This is a genomic window from Bradyrhizobium sp. SZCCHNR2028 (assembly GCF_032380995.1).
Classification (GTDB): domain Bacteria; phylum Pseudomonadota; class Alphaproteobacteria; order Rhizobiales; family Xanthobacteraceae; genus Bradyrhizobium.
The window spans coordinates 141,398-159,358 of sequence record NZ_JAUHJF010000003.1 but is presented as its reverse complement, the minus strand read 5'-3'; the positions used below and the strand labels follow the sequence as shown (position 1 = coordinate 159,358).

Annotated in this window: 8 protein-coding genes; 7 read left to right on the top strand and 1 reads right to left on the bottom strand. The window is 63.7% G+C overall.

Features of this window, described 5'->3' with window-relative positions:
• Positions 1-10: 10 nt before the first annotated feature.
• The 4 genes from rpoB to QX121_RS06680 all read left to right on the top strand — a co-directional run bounded on the left by rpoB (position 11) and on the right by QX121_RS06680 (position 13,162).
• A complete protein-coding gene (rpoB, locus tag QX121_RS06695) occupies positions 11-4,129 on the top strand; it encodes a DNA-directed RNA polymerase subunit beta (RefSeq protein ID WP_315737592.1) in 4,119 nt (1,372 codons plus the stop codon).
• 131 nt (positions 4,130-4,260) lie between these two features.
• Complete coding sequence (gene rpoC, locus QX121_RS06690) at positions 4,261-8,460, top strand: DNA-directed RNA polymerase subunit beta' (protein ID WP_315737593.1); 4,200 nt, start codon at positions 4,261-4,263, stop codon at positions 8,458-8,460.
• 339 nt (positions 8,461-8,799) lie between these two features.
• Positions 8,800-10,863, top strand: a complete 2,064-nt coding sequence (locus QX121_RS06685; RefSeq protein ID WP_315811483.1) for an FAD-dependent oxidoreductase — start codon at positions 8,800-8,802, stop codon at positions 10,861-10,863.
• A 241-nt stretch (positions 10,864-11,104) separates the two neighbouring features.
• Positions 11,105-13,162, top strand: coding sequence for an ABC transporter ATP-binding protein (locus tag QX121_RS06680; RefSeq protein ID WP_315811482.1), 2,058 nt, complete (start codon positions 11,105-11,107; stop codon positions 13,160-13,162).
• Here the strand turns inward: QX121_RS06680 and QX121_RS06675 are convergent.
• Positions 13,105-14,322 (bottom strand): NAD(P)/FAD-dependent oxidoreductase, encoded by a 1,218-nt coding sequence (locus tag QX121_RS06675; RefSeq protein WP_315811481.1) that lies wholly within the window; start codon positions 14,320-14,322, stop codon positions 13,105-13,107. The two genes, QX121_RS06680 and QX121_RS06675, sit on opposite strands and share 58 nt — an antisense overlap.
• A 647-nt stretch (positions 14,323-14,969) precedes the next feature.
• Here QX121_RS06675 and rpsL point away from each other — a divergent pair.
• From rpsL to fusA, 3 genes are read left to right on the top strand one after another with little or no spacing between them, the layout of a single operon-like run.
• Positions 14,970-15,341, top strand: coding sequence for a 30S ribosomal protein S12 (rpsL, locus tag QX121_RS06670; RefSeq protein ID WP_006611834.1), 372 nt, complete (start codon positions 14,970-14,972; stop codon positions 15,339-15,341).
• Between the two features lie 30 nt (positions 15,342-15,371).
• Positions 15,372-15,842 carry a 30S ribosomal protein S7 gene (gene rpsG, locus QX121_RS06665; protein ID WP_006611835.1) on the top strand — a complete coding sequence of 157 codons (471 nt, stop codon included), beginning with the start codon at positions 15,372-15,374 and terminating at the stop codon, positions 15,840-15,842.
• A 33-nt stretch (positions 15,843-15,875) separates the two neighbouring features.
• On the top strand, positions 15,876-17,948 hold the full coding sequence (gene fusA / locus QX121_RS06660; protein WP_315811480.1) for an elongation factor G: 2,073 nt from the start codon (positions 15,876-15,878) through the stop codon (positions 17,946-17,948).
• Positions 17,949-17,961 lie beyond the last annotated feature (13 nt).

The window sequence follows — 17,961 nt, the reverse complement described above, 5'->3', positions numbered from 1 at the left end:
AGAGGCCACGATGGCGCAGCAGACATTCACCGGTCGCAAACGCGTTCGCAAGTTCTTTGGACACATCAAGGAAGTCGCCGAGATGCCGAACCTCATCGAGGTTCAGAAGGCGTCCTACGACCAGTTCCTGATGGTGGACGAGCCCACGGGTGGGCGAGCGGATGAGGGCCTGCAGGCGGTGTTCCGCTCGGTGTTCCCGATCTCCGATTTCTCGGGCACCTCGATGCTGGAATTCGTCCGCTACGAGTTCGAGCCGCCGAAATACGACGTCGACGAGTGCCGCCAGCGCGGCATGACCTTCGCTGCGCCGCTCAAGGTGACCTTGCGCCTCATCGTGTTCGATATCGACGAGGAAACCGGTGCGAAGTCGGTGAAGGACATCAAGGAGCAGGACGTGTACATGGGCGACATTCCGCTCATGACCATGAACGGAACCTTCATCGTGAACGGCACCGAGCGCGTCATCGTCTCGCAGATGCACCGTTCGCCAGGCGTGTTCTTCGACCACGACAAGGGCAAGACCCACTCGTCGGGCAAGCTGCTGTTCGCTGCCCGCGTCATTCCGTATCGCGGCTCCTGGCTCGACATCGAGTTCGACGCCAAGGACATCGTGTTCGCGCGCATCGACCGTCGCCGCAAGCTGCCGGTGACGTCGCTGATGTTCGCGCTCGGCCTCGACGGCGAGCAGATCCTGTCGACCTTCTACAAGAAGCTGATCTACAAGCGCATCAAGGAAGGCTGGCGCGTTCCGTTCGACGCCAACCGGTTCCGCGGCTATTCGACCGTGAACGACCTGATCGACGCCGACACCGGCAAGGTCGTGCTCGAGGCCGGCAAGAAGCTCACCGTGCGCGCCGCCCGCCAGCTCCAGGAGAAGGGGCTGAAGGCGCTGCGCATGTCGGACGAGGAGCTGCTCGGCAACTACATCGCCGAGGATCTCGTCAATCCGAAGACGGGTGAGATCTACGCCGAGGCCGGCGAGGAGATCACCGACAAGCTGTTCAAGGTGCTGAACGAGCAGGGCTACAAGGACCTGCCGCTGCTCGACATCGACCACGTCAATGTCGGCCCCTACATCCGCAACACGCTGTCGGCCGACAAGAACATGACGCGTGAGGATGCGCTGTTCGACATCTACCGCGTGATGCGTCCGGGCGAGCCGCCGACGCTCGATTCGGCGCAGGCGATGTTCCAGTCGCTGTTCTTCGATGCCGAGCGCTACGACCTCTCCGCGGTCGGTCGCGTCAAGATGAACATGCGCCTCGAGCTCGATGCGCCCGACACCCAGCGCACGCTGCGTAAGGAAGACATCCTGTCGGTCATCAAGACCCTGGTCGACCTGCGTGACGGCAAGGGCGAGATCGACGACATCGACCATCTCGGCAACCGCCGCGTCCGCTCGGTCGGCGAGCTGATGGAGAATCAGTACCGCATCGGCCTGTTGCGCATGGAGCGCGCCATCAAGGAGCGCATGTCGAGCGTCGACATCGACACCGTGATGCCGCAGGACCTGATCAACGCGAAGCCCGCCGCCGCTGCCGTGCGCGAATTCTTCGGCTCGTCGCAGCTGTCGCAGTTCATGGACCAGACCAACCCGCTGTCGGAGATCACCCACAAGCGCCGCCTGTCGGCGCTTGGACCGGGCGGTCTGACGCGCGAGCGCGCCGGCTTCGAGGTGCGCGACGTGCATCCGACGCATTACGGCCGCATCTGCCCGATCGAGACGCCGGAAGGTCCGAACATCGGCCTGATCAACTCGCTGGCGACCTTCGCCCGCGTCAACAAGTATGGCTTCGTCGAGACGCCGTATCGCAAGGTCAAGGACGGCCGGGTCACCGACGAGGTGGTGTATCTGTCGGCCATGGAGGAGGGGCGCTACCGCGTCGCGCAGGCCAACGTGCCGCTCGATGCCAAGGGCCGCTTCACCGAGGACCTCGTGGTCTGCCGTCACGCCGGCGAAGTCGTGCCGATGACGCCCGACAAGGTCGACTACATGGACGTGTCGCCGAAGCAGCTCGTTTCGGTGGCCGCGGCGCTGATCCCGTTCCTCGAGAACGACGACGCCAACCGCGCGCTGATGGGCTCGAACATGCAGCGCCAGGCGGTGCCGCTGGTTCGCGCCGAGGCGCCGTTCGTCGGTACCGGAATGGAAGGCGTCGTTGCCCGTGACTCGGGCGCCGCGATCGCGGCGCGCCGCTCCGGCGTGATCGACCAGATCGACGCCACCCGCGTCGTCATCCGCGCCACGGAGGATCTCGATCCGACCAAGTCGGGCGTCGATATCTACCGGCTGATGAAGTATCAGCGCTCGAACCAGTCGACCTGCATCAACCAGCGTCCGCTGGTGAAGGTCGGCGACATCGTCAAGAAGGGCGACATCATCGCTGACGGTCCGTCGACCGATCTCGGTGAGCTCGCGCTCGGCCGCAACGTGCTGGTCGCGTTCATGCCGTGGAACGGCTACAACTTCGAGGACTCCATCCTGCTCTCCGAGCGGATCGTGAAGGAGGACGTCTTCACCTCGATCCATATCGAGGAATTCGAGGTGATGGCGCGCGACACCAAGTTGGGTCCGGAGGAAATCACGCGCGACATTCCGAACGTGTCGGAAGAGGCGCTGAAGAACCTCGACGAAGCCGGCATCGTCTATATCGGCGCGGAAGTGCGCGCCGGCGACATCCTGGTCGGCAAGATCACGCCGAAGGGCGAGAGCCCGATGACGCCGGAAGAGAAGCTGCTGCGCGCCATCTTCGGCGAGAAGGCCTCTGACGTGCGCGACACCTCGCTGCGGGTGCCGCCGGGCGTGCAGGGCACGATCGTCGAAGTGCGCGTGTTCAACCGGCACGGCGTCGACAAGGACGAGCGTGCGCTGGCGATCGAGCGGGAAGAGATCGAGCGTCTGGCCAAGGACCGCGACGACGAGCAGGCGATCCTGGACCGCAACGTCTACAGCCGTCTCGCCGACATGCTGGATGGCCGTCAGGGCATCTCTGGTCCGAAGGGCTTCAAGAAGGACACCAAGATCACGCGCGCGGTGCTCGACGAGTATCCGAAGTCGCAGTGGTGGCTGTTCGCCTCGCCGAACGACAAGCTGATGGCCGAGATCGAGGCCATGCGGAAGCAGTACGACGAGTCGAAGAAGGGGCTGGAACAGCGCTTCCTCGACAAGGTCGAGAAGCTGCAGCGTGGCGACGAGCTGCCGCCAGGCGTGATGAAGATGGTCAAGGTCTTCGTTGCGGTGAAGCGCAAGATCCAGCCGGGCGACAAGATGGCCGGCCGTCACGGCAACAAGGGCGTCGTCTCCAAGATCGTGCCGATCGAGGACATGCCGTTCCTCGAGGACGGCACGCATGCGGACATCGTGCTGAACCCGCTGGGCGTGCCCTCGCGCATGAACGTCGGACAGATCCTCGAGACGCATCTCGGCTGGGCCTGCGCCGGCCTCGGCAAGCGCATCGCCCAGACGGTCGATGCCTACCTGTCGAAGCAGGACGTGAAGCCGCTGAAGGAGACCTTGAAGCGGATCTACGGCGATGACGAGACCATCAAGTCGCTCAACGACAACGAGTTGATCGAGCTTGGTCACAATCTGAGCCGTGGCGTGCCGATCGCCACACCGGTGTTCGACGGCGCCAAGGAGGCCGACATCGAGGAGATGTTGAAGCTCGCCGGCCTCGACGCATCCGGTCAGTCGACGGTCTATGATGGCCGCACCGGCGATGCGTTCGATCGCAAGGTGACGGTCGGCTACATCTATATGCTGAAGCTGCACCATCTGGTCGACGACAAGATCCATGCGCGTTCGATCGGCCCGTACTCGCTGGTCACCCAGCAGCCGCTGGGCGGCAAGGCCCAGTTCGGCGGCCAGCGTTTCGGCGAAATGGAGGTGTGGGCGCTCGAAGCCTACGGCGCGGCCTACACGCTGCAGGAGATGCTGACGGTGAAGTCGGACGACGTCGCCGGCCGCACCAAGGTCTACGAGGCGATCGTGCGCGGCGACGACACGTTCGAGGCCGGTATTCCGGAATCGTTCAACGTGTTGGTCAAGGAAATGCGCTCGCTCGGCCTCAACGTCGACCTGCACAACTCCAAGCTCGGACCGGCGCCGACGTCGGAAGCCGCCGAGTAGTTCAAGAGGTCAGGCCCGGCCGTCTCGGACGGCCGGGTGCCGGCGCCTTCCCCCGCGGGTCAGGACAAGGCGCCCGTTGAGAGATTTTCGAATTTGCGGCCGACCCCCGATCGGCCCGCGAGGAGAATACGATGAACCAAGAAATTATGAATCTCTTCAATCCGACGACGCCGGCTCAGGTCTTCGACCAGATCCGGATCTCGATTGCGTCTCCGGAGAAGATTCTGTCCTGGTCCTACGGCGAGATCAAGAAGCCGGAAACGATCAACTACCGCACCTTCAAGCCCGAGCGCGACGGCCTGTTCTGCGCCCGCATCTTCGGGCCGATCAAGGACTACGAGTGCCTGTGCGGCAAGTACAAGCGGATGAAGTACAAGGGCATCATCTGCGAGAAGTGCTCGGTCGAGGTGACCTTGTCGCGCGTCCGGCGCGAGCGCATGGGCCATATCGAGCTCGCCGCTCCCGTCGCGCACATCTGGTTCCTGAAGTCGCTGCCGTCGCGCATCGGCCTGCTGCTCGACATGACGCTGAAGGATCTCGAGCGGATCCTGTATTTCGAATACTACGTCGTTCTCGAGCCGGGTCTGACCGCGCTCAAGGACCGTCAGCTCTTGTCCGAGGACGAGTACCTCAAGGCGCAGGACGAATACGGCCAGGACAGCTTCACCGCCATGATCGGCGCCGAGGCCATCCGTGAGCTCTTGCGCGGCCTCGAGCTGGAGAAGCTCGAGCAGACGCTGCGTGCGGAGATGCAGGAGACCGACTCCGACATCAAGCACAAGAAGCTCGCCAAGCGCCTGAAGATCGTCGAGGCCTTCCGCCACTCCGGCAACAAGCCGGAATGGATGATCATGACCGTGGTGCCGGTGATCCCGCCGGACCTGCGGCCGCTGGTGCCGCTCGACGGCGGCCGCTTCGCGACCTCCGACCTCAACGACCTCTACCGCCGCGTCATCAACCGCAACAACCGCCTGAAGCGGCTGATGGAGCTGCGCGCGCCGGACATCATCATCCGCAACGAGAAGCGCATGCTTCAGGAAGCGGTGGATGCGCTGTTCGACAACGGCCGCCGCGGCCGCGTCATCACCGGCGCCAACAAGCGTCCGTTGAAGTCGCTCGCCGACATGCTCAAGGGCAAGCAGGGCCGCTTCCGTCAGAACCTGCTCGGCAAGCGCGTCGACTATTCCGGTCGCTCGGTCATCGTGGTCGGTCCGGAGCTGCGCCTGCACCAGTGCGGCCTGCCGAAGAAGATGGCGCTCGAGCTGTTCAAGCCGTTCATCTATTCGCGGCTCGATGCCAAGGGCCTGTCGACGACGGTCAAGCAGGCCAAGAAGCTGGTCGAGAAGGAGCGCCCCGAGGTCTGGGACATCCTGGACGAGGTCATCCGCGAGCATCCGGTGCTGTTGAACCGCGCGCCGACGCTGCATCGCCTCGGCATCCAGGCGTTCGAGCCGGTGCTGATCGAAGGCAAGGCGATCCAGCTGCATCCGCTGGTGTGCTCCGCGTTCAACGCCGACTTCGACGGCGACCAGATGGCCGTCCACGTTCCGCTGTCGCTCGAAGCGCAGCTGGAAGCGCGCGTCCTGATGATGTCGACCAACAATATCCTGCATCCGGCCAATGGTCAGCCGATCATCGTGCCGTCGCAGGACATCGTGCTCGGTCTCTACTACGTCTCGATCATGCGCGAAGGCATGCCCGGCCAGGGCATGGCGTTCGGCAACATGGCCGAGCTCGAGCATGCGCTGCACGCCAAGGCCATCCATCTCCACAGCAAGATCAAGTATCGCTGGGAGGGCATGGACGAGACCGGCAAGGTCGCCAAGCGCTGGATCGAAACCACCGCGGGCCGCGTCATGCTCGGCAATCTCTTGCCGAAGCATCCGCGCGTCACGTTCGAGGTCATCAACAAGCTGATGACCAAGCGCGAAATCTCGGGCGTGATCGATCAGGTCTATCGTCACTGCGGCCAGAAGGAGACGGTGATCTTCTGCGATCGCATCATGGCGCTCGGCTTCTACAACGCCTTCAAGGCGGGCATCTCGTTCGGCAAGGACGACATGGTCGTGCCGGCGGGCAAGTGGAAGATCGTCGACACCACCCGTACGCTGGCGAAGGATTTCGAGCAGCAGTACAATGACGGTCTGATCACCCATGGCGAGAAGTACAACAAGGTCGTCGACGCCTGGTCGAAGGCCAGCGAAGAGATCGCCAAGGAGATGATGAAGGAAATCTCCGTCACCAAGAAGACGGCGACGGGGGCGGATGCCGACATCAACTCGATCTACATGATGTCGCATTCCGGTGCCCGCGGTTCGCCGGCCCAGATGCGTCAGCTCGCCGGCATGCGCGGCCTCATGGCCAAGCCGTCGGGTGAGATCATCGAGACGCCGATCATCTCGAACTTCAAGGAAGGTCTGTCGGTTCTCGAGTACTTCAACTCGACCCACGGCGCCCGCAAGGGCCTCGCGGACACCGCGTTGAAGACCGCGAACTCGGGCTACCTGACCCGTCGTCTGGTCGACGTCGCGCAGGACTGCATCATCACGCAGGACGATTGCGGCACCCATCTCGGCATCAAGATGCGCGCCATCGTCGATGCCGGCACGGTCGTGGCTTCGCTCGGCTCGCGCATCCTGGGCCGCGTGCCCTGCGATGACGTGCGTGATCCCGCGACCAATGCCGTGCTGGTCAAGGCCGGCACGCTGATGGAGGAGAGCCACATCGACGCCATCCAGCAGGCCGGCGTCCAGGAGGTGAAGATCCGCTCGGCGCTGACCTGCGAGCTCGTCAACGGCATCTGCAAGATGTGCTACGGCCGCGATCTGGCGCGCGGCACGCCAGTCAATCATGGCGAGGCTGTCGGCGTCATCGCCGCGCAGTCGATCGGTGAGCCCGGCACCCAGCTGACGATGCGCACCTTCCACATCGGCGGCGCGGCGCAGCTGAACGAGCAGTCCTTCGTGGAATCGAACTTCGAAGGCAAGGTGGTCATCAGGAACAAGTCGATCGCTCGCAACAGCGAGGGTCACCTGATCGCGATGGTCCGCAACATGGTCGTGACGATCGTCGACCCCGACGGCACCGAGCGTGCGACGCACCGTATCCAGTACGGCTCGCGCATGCACGTCGACGACGGCGACATGATCAAGCGCGGCCAGCGCATCGCCGAGTGGGATCCTTACACCCGCCCGATCCTCACGGAAGCGGAGGGCACGATCGGGTTCGAGGATCTGACCGAAGGTCTGTCGATCTCGGAAACGCTCGACGAATCCACCGGTATTGCCAAGCGCGTGGTCATCGACTGGCGTGGAACGCGCGGTGGCGCGGATCTGCGTCCGGCGATCGTGATCAAGGGCAAGGACGGCAAGGTGCTCAAGCTCGCCCGCGGCGGCGATGCCCGCTACATGCTGTCGGTCGACGCGATTCTTTCTGTCGACGTCGGTGCGACGGTGAAGCCAGGCGACATCCTGGCGCGTATCTCGACCGAAAGCGCCAAGACGCGCGACATCACCGGCGGTCTGCCGCGGGTGGCGGAGCTGTTCGAAGCGCGCAAGCCGAAGGATGCCGCGATCATCGCTGAGATCGCCGGCACCATCCGGTTCGGTCGCGACTACAAGAACAAGCGTCGCATCTCGATCGAGCCGGTCGACAAGACCGAGGAGCCGCGCGAGTACCTGATCCCGAAGGGCAAGCACATCCATCTGCAGGATGGCGACATCGTCGAGAAGGGTGACTTCATCGTTGAGGGCAACCCGGCGCCGCACGACATCCTGGCGATCAAGGGCATCGAGGAGCTCGCGGCCTATCTGGTCAACGAGATCCAGGAGGTCTACCGGTTGCAGGGCGTGCTCATCAACGACAAGCACATCGAGGTGATTGTCCGTCAGATGCTGCAGAAGGTGGAGATCGCCGACCAGGGCGACACCGACATGATCTCGGGCGAACAGGTCGACAAGATCGAGTTCGACCTGCTCAACGCGAAAGCCGTGGAGGAGGCGAAGAAGCCGGCCACAGGCACTCCGGTTCTGCTCGGCATCACCAAGGCGAGCCTGCAGACCCGGTCGTTCTTCTCGGCGGCCTCATTCCAGGAGACCACCCGCGTCCTCACCGAGGCGGCGGTCAACGGCAAGATCGATCCGCTCGAGGGTCTCAAGGAGAACGTCATCGTCGGCCGTCTGATCCCGGCTGGCACCGGCGCCTCGATGGCCCGCATCCGCGAAGTCGCCTTGAAGCGCGACAAGCTGATTCTCGACGAGCGCGAGAAGCAGGCGGCGATCGTGCCGGCGCAGCCGGAGCCTCAGCCGCTCGCTCTGCCGCCGGCAGAGTAAGCGGACGGTTGCGGCATGACCCTGACGGTGTCGGGGTCTGCCGCGCGTTCATCACGCGTAGAAGAAGGCCGGCGGTTGCCGGCCTTTTTTAACATTTTCTTCTCCTGTTGCCGCGCTGCTGCCCCGTTGTTCATCTTCCCTTCAGGGACAGAGGCGCTTTTGGAAGCATCAGATCCGCTGAGCTGATTTCCGTCGACTCCCGTGGCGATGCGCCGATTTGCTCCGGCGCAAATCTTTTGCGGGCCGGGTACGCTATGGCCGATCGAGCCCCGAGGGTGGCAGGACCCCTGATATGGACGACCGGCAACGTCGCTGACAGCCGGAGATGGCGGAACTTCGATGCTTGACCTTGCGATTGTTGGTGGCGGTCCGGGTGGACTGATGAGCGCCTGGTACCTGAGGCGCAAACTCGGCGATCTCTGCAAGGTGACGATCTTCGAGGCATCCGACCGGCTCGGCGGCAAGATCGTGACGCGCAAGTTCGATACCGCACCGGCGATGTATGAGGCTGGTGTCGCAGAAATCTACGACTACTCGATGACCGGCCCTGATCCGCTGCGCGAGCTGATCCAGCATTTCGGTCTGCAGACGATTCCGATGGATGCGCTGCAGGTCCAGCTCGACGGCGAGCTGCTCGACGACGTGCCCGGGCTGCGCCGCAAGTACGGCCCGAAGACGGCCGCTGCCGTCGAGGCGTTCCGCAAGCGTTGTACGGAGGTAATGTCGCCGGTCGAATATTACGAAGGCGTCGGCGCCCACGATAACGAGCACCCCTGGGCCTACAAGACCTGCGAAGAGCTGCTCGACGAGGAGGTCGAGGATCCCACGGCCAAGCGCTTCTTCAAGGTGATGTCGCGCTCCGACCTCGCGACCGAGGCCCACAACACCAACGGCCTCAATGCGCTCAAGAACTTCGTGATGGATATCGACGACTATATCGGCCTGTACTCGATCCAGAACGGCAATGAGCAGCTGATCGAGTGCCTTCGCTCGGAGGTGGATGCCGATATCAAACTCAATCATCGCGTGCTCCGCATCGGCAAGACCGAGCAGGGCCGCTACCGGCTCAACATGATGAACGGCAAGGGGCCGGAGACGCGCGAGTTCGATCTCGTGTTGGTGTGTCTGCCGCATTCCTGGCTGTCGACGGTCGGCTGGGACGGCGAGAAGCTGCGCCAGTCCATGGTCAAGCACATCGCCTATTTCGATCGTCCCGCGCATTATCTGCGCGTCTCGATCCTGTTCGACGAGCCGTTCTGGGGCGAGAAGATTCCGGGCTCCTGGTTCATGTCGGAGGCGTTCGGCGGCTGCTGCATCTACAACGAGGGCTCGCGCCACGACGTCGGCAAGCACGGCGTGCTGAACTGGCTGATCGCGGGCTCGGATGCGCTCGCCTTCGCCAATCTGTCGGACCAGGAGCTGATCGATGCCGCGCTGAAGTCGCTCCCGGCGGCGCTCGGCGACGCGCGCGCGCACTTCATGGAAGGCAAGATCCATCGCTGGCTGTCGTCGGTCAACGCGCTGCCCGGCGGTCTGCCGGTGCGCGACGTCATGACCAATCACCGGCCTGAGCCGAAGGAGCACCCCGGTATCGTCGTGGTCGGAGACTACCTGTTCGACTCGACCTTGAACGGGCTGCTCGATTCCTCAGATGCGGCCACCGACATCATCCTGACCGAGATGATGCGGCTGCGCCGCGCCCGCTCGCAGGCCGAGATGCCGCTGTCGGACAAGATCGACCGCGACTATTTCGACAATTATCGCGGGCAGGGGCCGTACAGCGAAGCGTGGTCGCAGTTCACCGATCCGGACTATCTGACCAGCCTGATCAAGATCGTCTGGAACCGGGCCGGCAAGGGCAAGGGCTACAAGCTCCTGGTCGCCGGCTCCGCGAGCGGCGAGCTGGTGGGTGCGCTCCGCGAGCGTGGCATCGATGCCTGGGGCATCGAGAACAACCGCTACATCCACGGCAAGACGCCGAAGGCGCTGAAGAAGTACAACAAGCTCGGCTCGATCACCGACATGCCGTTCAAGACCGGTGAGTTCGATTTCGTGTTCGAGACCAGCCTCTGCCACCTCGGTGACAAGCAGGTTGCGCGCGCGGTCCGCGAGCTCAACCGTGTCGTCAAGACCGGCCTCGTGTTCGGCTCGATCACCTCGGACATGGCCCCGGCGCTGGTCGACCGCTACGACCTGCTGCGTGGGGTCAAGAAGCTCGGCACCTGGTGGGAGTGGTCGGAGCTGTTCTTCGGCAACGGGTTTGATCTGGCCATGCACCGCCGCGATTGCACCGACGAGGTGTGGGCTGCGACGCTCGCGGCCAACAAGGGGCCCGGTCAGTGGTACGCCGACGCCGACAGCCTGCGCTATTCGTTCTTCGACAAGGTCGAGGACGAGGACTAGGCTTGCGGCACAGCCGCCGTCATTTCGAGCCAAGGTCGCGGGCGTTGAACCCGGCATCTCGATGCTGTGTTTGCGTCCGCGGCGCTTGTGACTGTGCTGGTTGCGTGACAGGGCCGCGTCTTGTTCGTTGCCGCTGCGGCACCGTGTCGCGAGAATGCTGGCGGCCGGCGGACACAGGTGTTAAAGCCGAGCCGCTTTAATCCGTTACGGTCATACTGGCCGTGCAGGATCGGTTCGTTGAATGGCGCCCAAATCTTCACCGCCGCGAAATCAGACGTCCGCAACGGCAGCTGATCCTGCCGATGATTTGGACAAGCGGGGGCCGCCGGCGGCCGTGCCTGCCGTTCCAAAACCCGGAACAGCGAAGACGTCGGCGACCGAGAAGGCTGATGTCATCGAGGACGATGACGAGGAGGACGGCGAAGAGGCCGGCCTCGACCTCGACGATGATGACGACGACGAGGATCTCGTCGTCTACACGGCCCGCGAGGCCGCCGGTGCGCTTGCGACCATCTACGGCTTCGTCTCGCCGCTGCTCGCCAGATACAAGAAGATGCTGGCTTTCGTGTCGATCGGCGTCCTGATCGAGACGCTGTTCAACGTCATCATGCCGCTCAGCCTCAAGTTCCTGATCGACGATGCGCTCGGCGAGGAGGATTTCGAGGCGCTCTATCGCATCCTCGGCGTCCTGGCCGTTGCGGGCATCTTCACCTCGATCGTTGCCGTGCTCTACGAGCGCTGGGATGCGCGTCTGGCGGCCTGCGTCATCTCGGATGTCCGCACCCGTCTGTTCGACCACGTGCAGAACCTGCCGGCCGCCTATTTCCAGCGCACCAAGCGCGGCGAGATCCTGTCGCGCTTCTCGGTCGACATGTCGGCGTTCGAGAACGTCGTGAAGAGTTTCGCCAACAGCGCTGTGCTGCCGTTCCTCGAGCTGATTGCGGGCATCATTCTGATGCTGTTCCTCAACTGGCAGCTCGCTGCGATCGCGCTGCTGGTGTTTCCGATCACCCTGATCGGCCCGCGCATCCTGACGCCGAAGGCGGTTCAGGCCAATTACGAGCAGAAGCTGAACGAGGCGTCGCTGCTCGGCGTGATCCAGGAGAACATCGCGGCGCAAGCCGTCATCAAGGCCTTCAGCCTGCACCGCAAGGTATTCGGCTGGTTCAGCTTCCGCAACGACGCGGCGCGGCGCAAGATGGCCGATGCGATGTTCCTGTCGACCATGGTCGAGCGCACGGTCACGATCTCCGTGCTGCTGCTGCATCTCGTCGTGCTCGCCCTAGGCGCCTATCTCGCGACCAAGGGCCAGATCACCATCGGCACCTTCGTCACCTTCGAGAGCGCGTTCTGGGAGGTGTCCTACAACATCGCCCATGTCATGCACTTCGTGCCGGTGTCGATTTCCTCGGCGGCCGCAATCCGGCACATGCAGGAGCTGCTGGACGAGCCGACCCGCGGCGCCGACCGGCCGGGCGCGCCGGATCTGCCCCGCATCAGCCACGACATCACCTTCGAGCGCGTGACCTTCCAGTACGAGGGCAGCCAGACGCCGGTGCTCGACAATCTCAGCCTCAAGCTCGACGTCGGCAAGCGGATCGCGATCGTCGGTCCGTCGGGCTCGGGCAAGAGCACGCTGCTCAACCTGATCCTGCGACTCTACGTGCCCAACGAAGGCCGCGTCACCATCGACGGCGTCGACATCCGCAGGGTCACGCGCGATTCGCTGCGCGGCAGCATGGCCGTGGTGTTCCAGGAGAACATGCTGTTCAACATGTCGCTGCGGGAGAACATCCGGCTCGGCAAGGAGGGCGCCACCGACGCCGAGGTGGAGGAGGCGGCCAAGAAGGCCGAGATCCACCGCTACATCATGAGCCTGCCGCAGAAATACGACACGCTCGTCGGCGAGCGCGGCGACACGCTGTCCGGCGGCCAGCGCCAGCGCATCGCAATCGCCCGCGCCATCATCCGCAATCCCTCCGTGCTGCTGCTCGACGAGGCGACCTCGGCGCTCGACCAGACCACGGAAGCCGCAATCAACCGCACCCTGCTCAAGGTCGCCAAGGGCCGCACCATGATCTGGTCGACCCACCGCCTGACCTCGGTGGTCGAGATGGACGAGATCATCGTCATCTCTGGCGGCCGGGCGATCGAGCGCGGCAGCCACGCCGAGCTCTTGGCCAAGAACGGTGTCTATCGCAAGCTGTGGGACGACCAGGGCCACCAGCCGAGTCGGGCCGATCAGGCCGACGACGACAGCGATGAAGACGATGATGATGATGACGATGACGACGAATAAGCGTTGAGCGGCGCAATGGTCTTCGTCAGCCGCTGCCGCGTGCCGCGGCCGAGCGAGACTGCAAAGCGTGCCCAGCGCTGCGCCTGCCAATAGGGGCTGGTCCCGATCGAGACGGATCTGAAATTCCAGGCCTTCTCGAGCGACCACGCATCGCAGGCCATCTTGACCGGGTCCGCATAGAAGGCCGCGATCTTGGCCTCGCCCATGCCGTCAGTCGCCAGCCAGCGCGGAATGTGGACGTTGCAGAGGCGCTCGACATCGGTGAACACCTTGTCGGAGCCGGTGCCGGTGACGGGGCAGGTGGTGCAGAAGGCGTCGCCGACGAGCACCACGCCGGGCATGCGATATCCGCTGTTGGTGATCAGATCGGCCGGCCGGACCTTCACCTCGCCGCTCACGGCGTACTCGCCAGTGATCCGCCGCAGGCCGGGCAGGGCGGTCGTCAGCGTTTCGACCGGGGCGCGCCGGATCGCCCGCAGCCAGGGATCATCCACCTCGCGATAGGCGAACAGGTTCGCCCGCATGCGCTCGCCGATCGGGAACAGGGTGATGTAGGGCACCCGCGCACTGGCCCGCTCCTGGAAGTAGGTCATGGCCGGGAACGGGAAGGCGGCGCGGCCGACCGGCGTCAGGTCGAAGCCGATCGAGACGGAATGCGCGGGGCTGGTGATCTTGCGGGTGATTCCCAGCATGTGCCGCAGCCCAACGTTCAGCCCGTTGGCGAGCACGACGAGGCGGGCCGAGATCGTCTGCCCGTTGGACAGCACGACCGACTGGCGATCCTCGCCTGGCGTGATCGCCACGGCCTTGGCGACGATTCGCGTCACAGGGCCACGGATCTCGTCACGCACGGCCGTCACCAGCGTATCGTACAGGATGCCATATTGCTGGACTGGCGCCCGTTCGAGCACGTAGCCGAATCGGGCGATCCAGTTCTCCGGGGCCAGGGTGGCTTGGGTTAACGCCTTGTCGGCGATCCCGGTGCGACGGAACCGGTCGATCTGCCCGGCACCGGAGATCTTCTCGATTCGAAAGTCGGCCGGGTAGATCGCGTGGGGATCGACCAGAATCGCCGGGATGCCCGCACGCCCGAGCATGGCGGCCGTGATCGCGCCGGCCAGGCCGCCGCCAATGATCGCAATATCGGTATATTCTGTCACCGGGCGCCTCGTCGTGGCGCCATCCTTGTCGGCCAAAGCCGAAAAAAGCCTTATCTTCAATGTCTCTGGATATGTCCCGGGTTGGAGAGGTGACTGCGCAGGCGCGGGTAGGGCTCTGCGGTCTACAGATACCTTAGGACGCGGGGGCACCGTCGGAGCGGAAACTGCAGCGGCCAGAAGCGCTTCTTTGAGCGTCCTGCGGCGTCGTTTTGCTTGACTTGGATATTTACCGCTTATAAAAGGCCGGCACTCAACGACAGGCGGTGAGCTTCGCCAGCGTCGGTACGGATCACCCAGACCACCCAGAACAGGGTGGGACGGGCACCACCCTCGACGAATGCCGCTCAAACGCTGTCGATCATAGCTAGGCAATGCCAAAACGATATTAGATCTCTCGAGCTCGTTCTCCTGAGACCAATTTCGGATGCATGACCTCGGTAGGCCGCCCGCCAGCGCAAGCTGACTGGTGGTGATCGCGGTCCTCTGTGGCGTCAAGCGCTTTCCGTTCAGCGATGGACGGTTGGCGCGATTTCGTTTTGCGTGGGTTTTGATCGCGCGAACGGCCCGGTGAGGCGGGGAACCTCGAACAGAATTTGCGGAAGCCGGTCGCGGTCTCCGTGCGAACGTTGAGAAGGGTGAAGGCCAAGATGCCGACGATCAACCAGCTGATCGCAAATCCGCGCGAAGTGCAGAAGTCGCGCAAGAAGGTGCCGGCGCTGCAGCAGTCGCCGCAGAAGCGTGGCGTTTGCACGCGCGTCTACACCACGACCCCGAAGAAGCCGAACTCGGCGCTTCGTAAGGTCGCCAAGGTGCGCCTGACCAACGGCTTCGAGGTGATCGGCTACATCCCGGGTGAAGGCCATAACCTGCAGGAGCACTCGGTGGTCATGATCCGCGGCGGCCGCGTCAAGGACTTGCCGGGCGTGCGCTACCACATCCTCCGCGGCGTGCTGGATACCCAGGGCGTCAAGAACCGTAAGCAGCGCCGTTCGAAGTATGGCGCGAAGCGTCCGAAGTAAGACGTTCGAGAGAAGCGGGAACAAGATCACATGTCGCGTCGCCATTCAGCCGAAAAGCGTGAAGTGCTTCCGGATCCGAAGTTCGGGAACATCATTGTCACCAAGTTCATGAACTCGGTGATGTACGCCGGCAAGAAGTCGGTCGCCGAAGGTATCGTCTACGGCGCGTTCGGCATCATCGAGGCCAAGACCAAGCAGAGCCCGCTGACGGTGTTCGAGCAGGCCCTCGAAAACGTCATGCCGACCATCGAGGTCCGCTCCCGCCGCGTCGGCGGCGCGACCTACCAGGTGCCGGTCGAAGTTCGTTCGACCCGCCGGCAGGCGCTGGGCATCCGCTGGCTGATCTCGGCCGCGCGCGACCGCAACGAGAAGACGATGACCGAGCGGCTTTCGGCGGAGCTGCTCGATGCCTCCAATAACCGGGGCAACGCCGTGAAGAAGCGTGAAGACGTGCACCGGATGGCTGAAGCCAACCGCGCCTTCTCGCACTATCGCTGGTAACGGCGAAACCGACGGAAATCAGGGAACGCACCCATGCCCCGCCAACACGCCATCGAAGACTATCGCAACTTCGGCATCATGGCGCATATCGACGCCGGTAAGACGACCACGACCGAGCGCATCCTCTATTACACCGGCAAGAGCCACAAGATCGGCGAAGTGCACGAAGGTGCCGCGACGATGGACTGGATGGAGCAGGAGCAGGAGCGTGGCATCACGATCACCTCCGCTGCGACCACCGCGTTCTGGAACGGCAAGCGCCTGAACATCATCGACACCCCCGGTCACGTCGACTTCACCATCGAGGTCGAGCGCAGCTTGCGCGTGCTCGACGGCGCCGTCTGCGTGCTCGACTCCAACCAGGGCGTCGAGCCGCAGACCGAGACCGTCTGGCGTCAGGGCGACAAATACAAGGTGCCGCGCATCGTCTTCGCGAACAAGATGGACAAGACCGGCGCCGACTTCTTCAAGTGCCTGTCCGACATCGTCGACCGCCTGGGCGCGAAGCCGGTGGCTATTCAGCTGCCGATCGGCGCGGAGAACAACTTCAAGGGCTGCATCGATCTCGTGACGATGAAGGCGATCGTCTGGAACGACGAGGCGCTCGGCGCGAAGTTCGACTACGCCGAGATTCCGGCTGATCTCGCCGATCAGGCCAAGGAATATCGCGAGAAGCTGGTGGAAGCCGCCGTCGAGCTCGACGACGACGCTCTGGCTGCGTTCCTGGACGGCAACGAGCCGGACGAGCCGACCCTGAAGCGCCTGATCCGCAAGGCGGTGCTGACCGGCGCCTTCTATCCGGTGCTGTGCGGCTCGGCCTTCAAGAACAAGGGCGTGCAGCCCTTGCTCGACGCCGTCGTCGACTATCTGCCGTCGCCGCTCGATGTGCCCGCGATCAAGGGCACCGACGACAAGGGCAACGAGGTCGTGCGCAAGGCGGACGACAAGGAGCCGCTGGCGCTGCTGGCGTTCAAGATCATGGACGACCCGTTCGTCGGCACCATCACTTTCTGCCGCATCTATTCGGGCGTCCTGACCTCGGGCACCGGCGTCGTGAACTCGACCCGCGAGAAGAAGGAACGCATCGGCCGCATGCTGCTGATGCATGCGAACAACCGCGAGGACATCAAGGAAGCCTATGCCGGCGACATCGTCGCTCTTGCAGGCCTCAAGGAAGCCCGCACCGGTGACACGCTGTGCGATCCGTCCAACCAGGTGATCCTGGAAAAGATGGAGTTCCCGGAGCCGGTCATCGAGATCGCGATCGAGCCGAAGTCGAAGGCCGACCAGGAGAAGCTGGGCGTCGCGCTGGCGAAGCTGGCCGCGGAGGATCCGTCCTTCCGCGTGTCGACCGATCACGAGTCGGGCCAGACCATTCTGAAGGGGATGGGCGAGCTCCATCTCGACATCAAGGTCGACATCCTCAAGCGCACCTACAAGGTCGATGCGAACATCGGCGCGCCGCAGGTGGCGTTCCGTGAGCGTATCACCAAGCCGGCCAACGTGGACTACACCCACAAGAAGCAGACCGGCGGTACCGGCCAGTTCGCGGCCGTGAGCCTCGTGGTCGAGCCGAACGAGCCGGGCGGCGGCTATGTGTTCGAGTCCAAGATCGTCGGCGGTGCGGTTCCGAAGGAATACATCCCGGGCGTCGAGAAGGGCATCGAGAGCGTGCTGGGCGCGGGCGTTGTCGCCGGCTTCCCGGTGGTCGACGTCAAGGTGGCGCTGGTCGACGGCAAGTATCACGATGTCGACTCGTCGGCGCTGGCCTTCGAAATCGCCTCTCGTGCGGCTTTCCGCGAGGCGCTGCAGAAGGGCAAGTCGGTTCTGCTCGAGCCGATCATGAAGGTCGAGGTGGTGACCCCGGAAGACTACACCGGCTCGGTCATCGGCGACCTGAACTCGCGTCGTGGCCAGATTCAGGGCCAGGACATGCGCGGCAACGCCAACGTCATCAACGCGATGGTGCCGCTCATGAACATGTTCGGTTACGTGAACAACCTGCGCTCCATGAGCCAGGGCCGCGCGACCTTCACGATGCAGTTCTCGCACTACGCTGAAGCGCCGGCCAACGTGTCGGCTGAAGTCCAGAAGAAGTTTGCCTGATTGTCGCGAGCTC

Excerpts from the sequence above, each read along its gene's own strand:
- rpoB (WP_315737592.1), top strand. The coding sequence starts at position 11 with ATGGCGCAGCAGACATTCACCGGTCGCAAACGCGTTCGCAAGTTCTTT.
- QX121_RS06685 (WP_315811483.1), top strand. The coding sequence starts at position 8,800 with ATGCTTGACCTTGCGATTGTTGGTGGCGGTCCGGGTGGACTGATGAGC.
- rpsL (WP_006611834.1), top strand. The coding sequence starts at position 14,970 with ATGCCGACGATCAACCAGCTGATCGCAAATCCGCGCGAAGTGCAGAAG.
- QX121_RS06680 (WP_315811482.1), top strand. The coding sequence starts at position 11,105 with ATGGCGCCCAAATCTTCACCGCCGCGAAATCAGACGTCCGCAACGGCA.
- rpsG (WP_006611835.1), top strand. The coding sequence starts at position 15,372 with ATGTCGCGTCGCCATTCAGCCGAAAAGCGTGAAGTGCTTCCGGATCCG.
- fusA (WP_315811480.1), top strand. The coding sequence starts at position 15,876 with ATGCCCCGCCAACACGCCATCGAAGACTATCGCAACTTCGGCATCATG.
- rpoC (WP_315737593.1), top strand. The coding sequence starts at position 4,261 with ATGAACCAAGAAATTATGAATCTCTTCAATCCGACGACGCCGGCTCAG.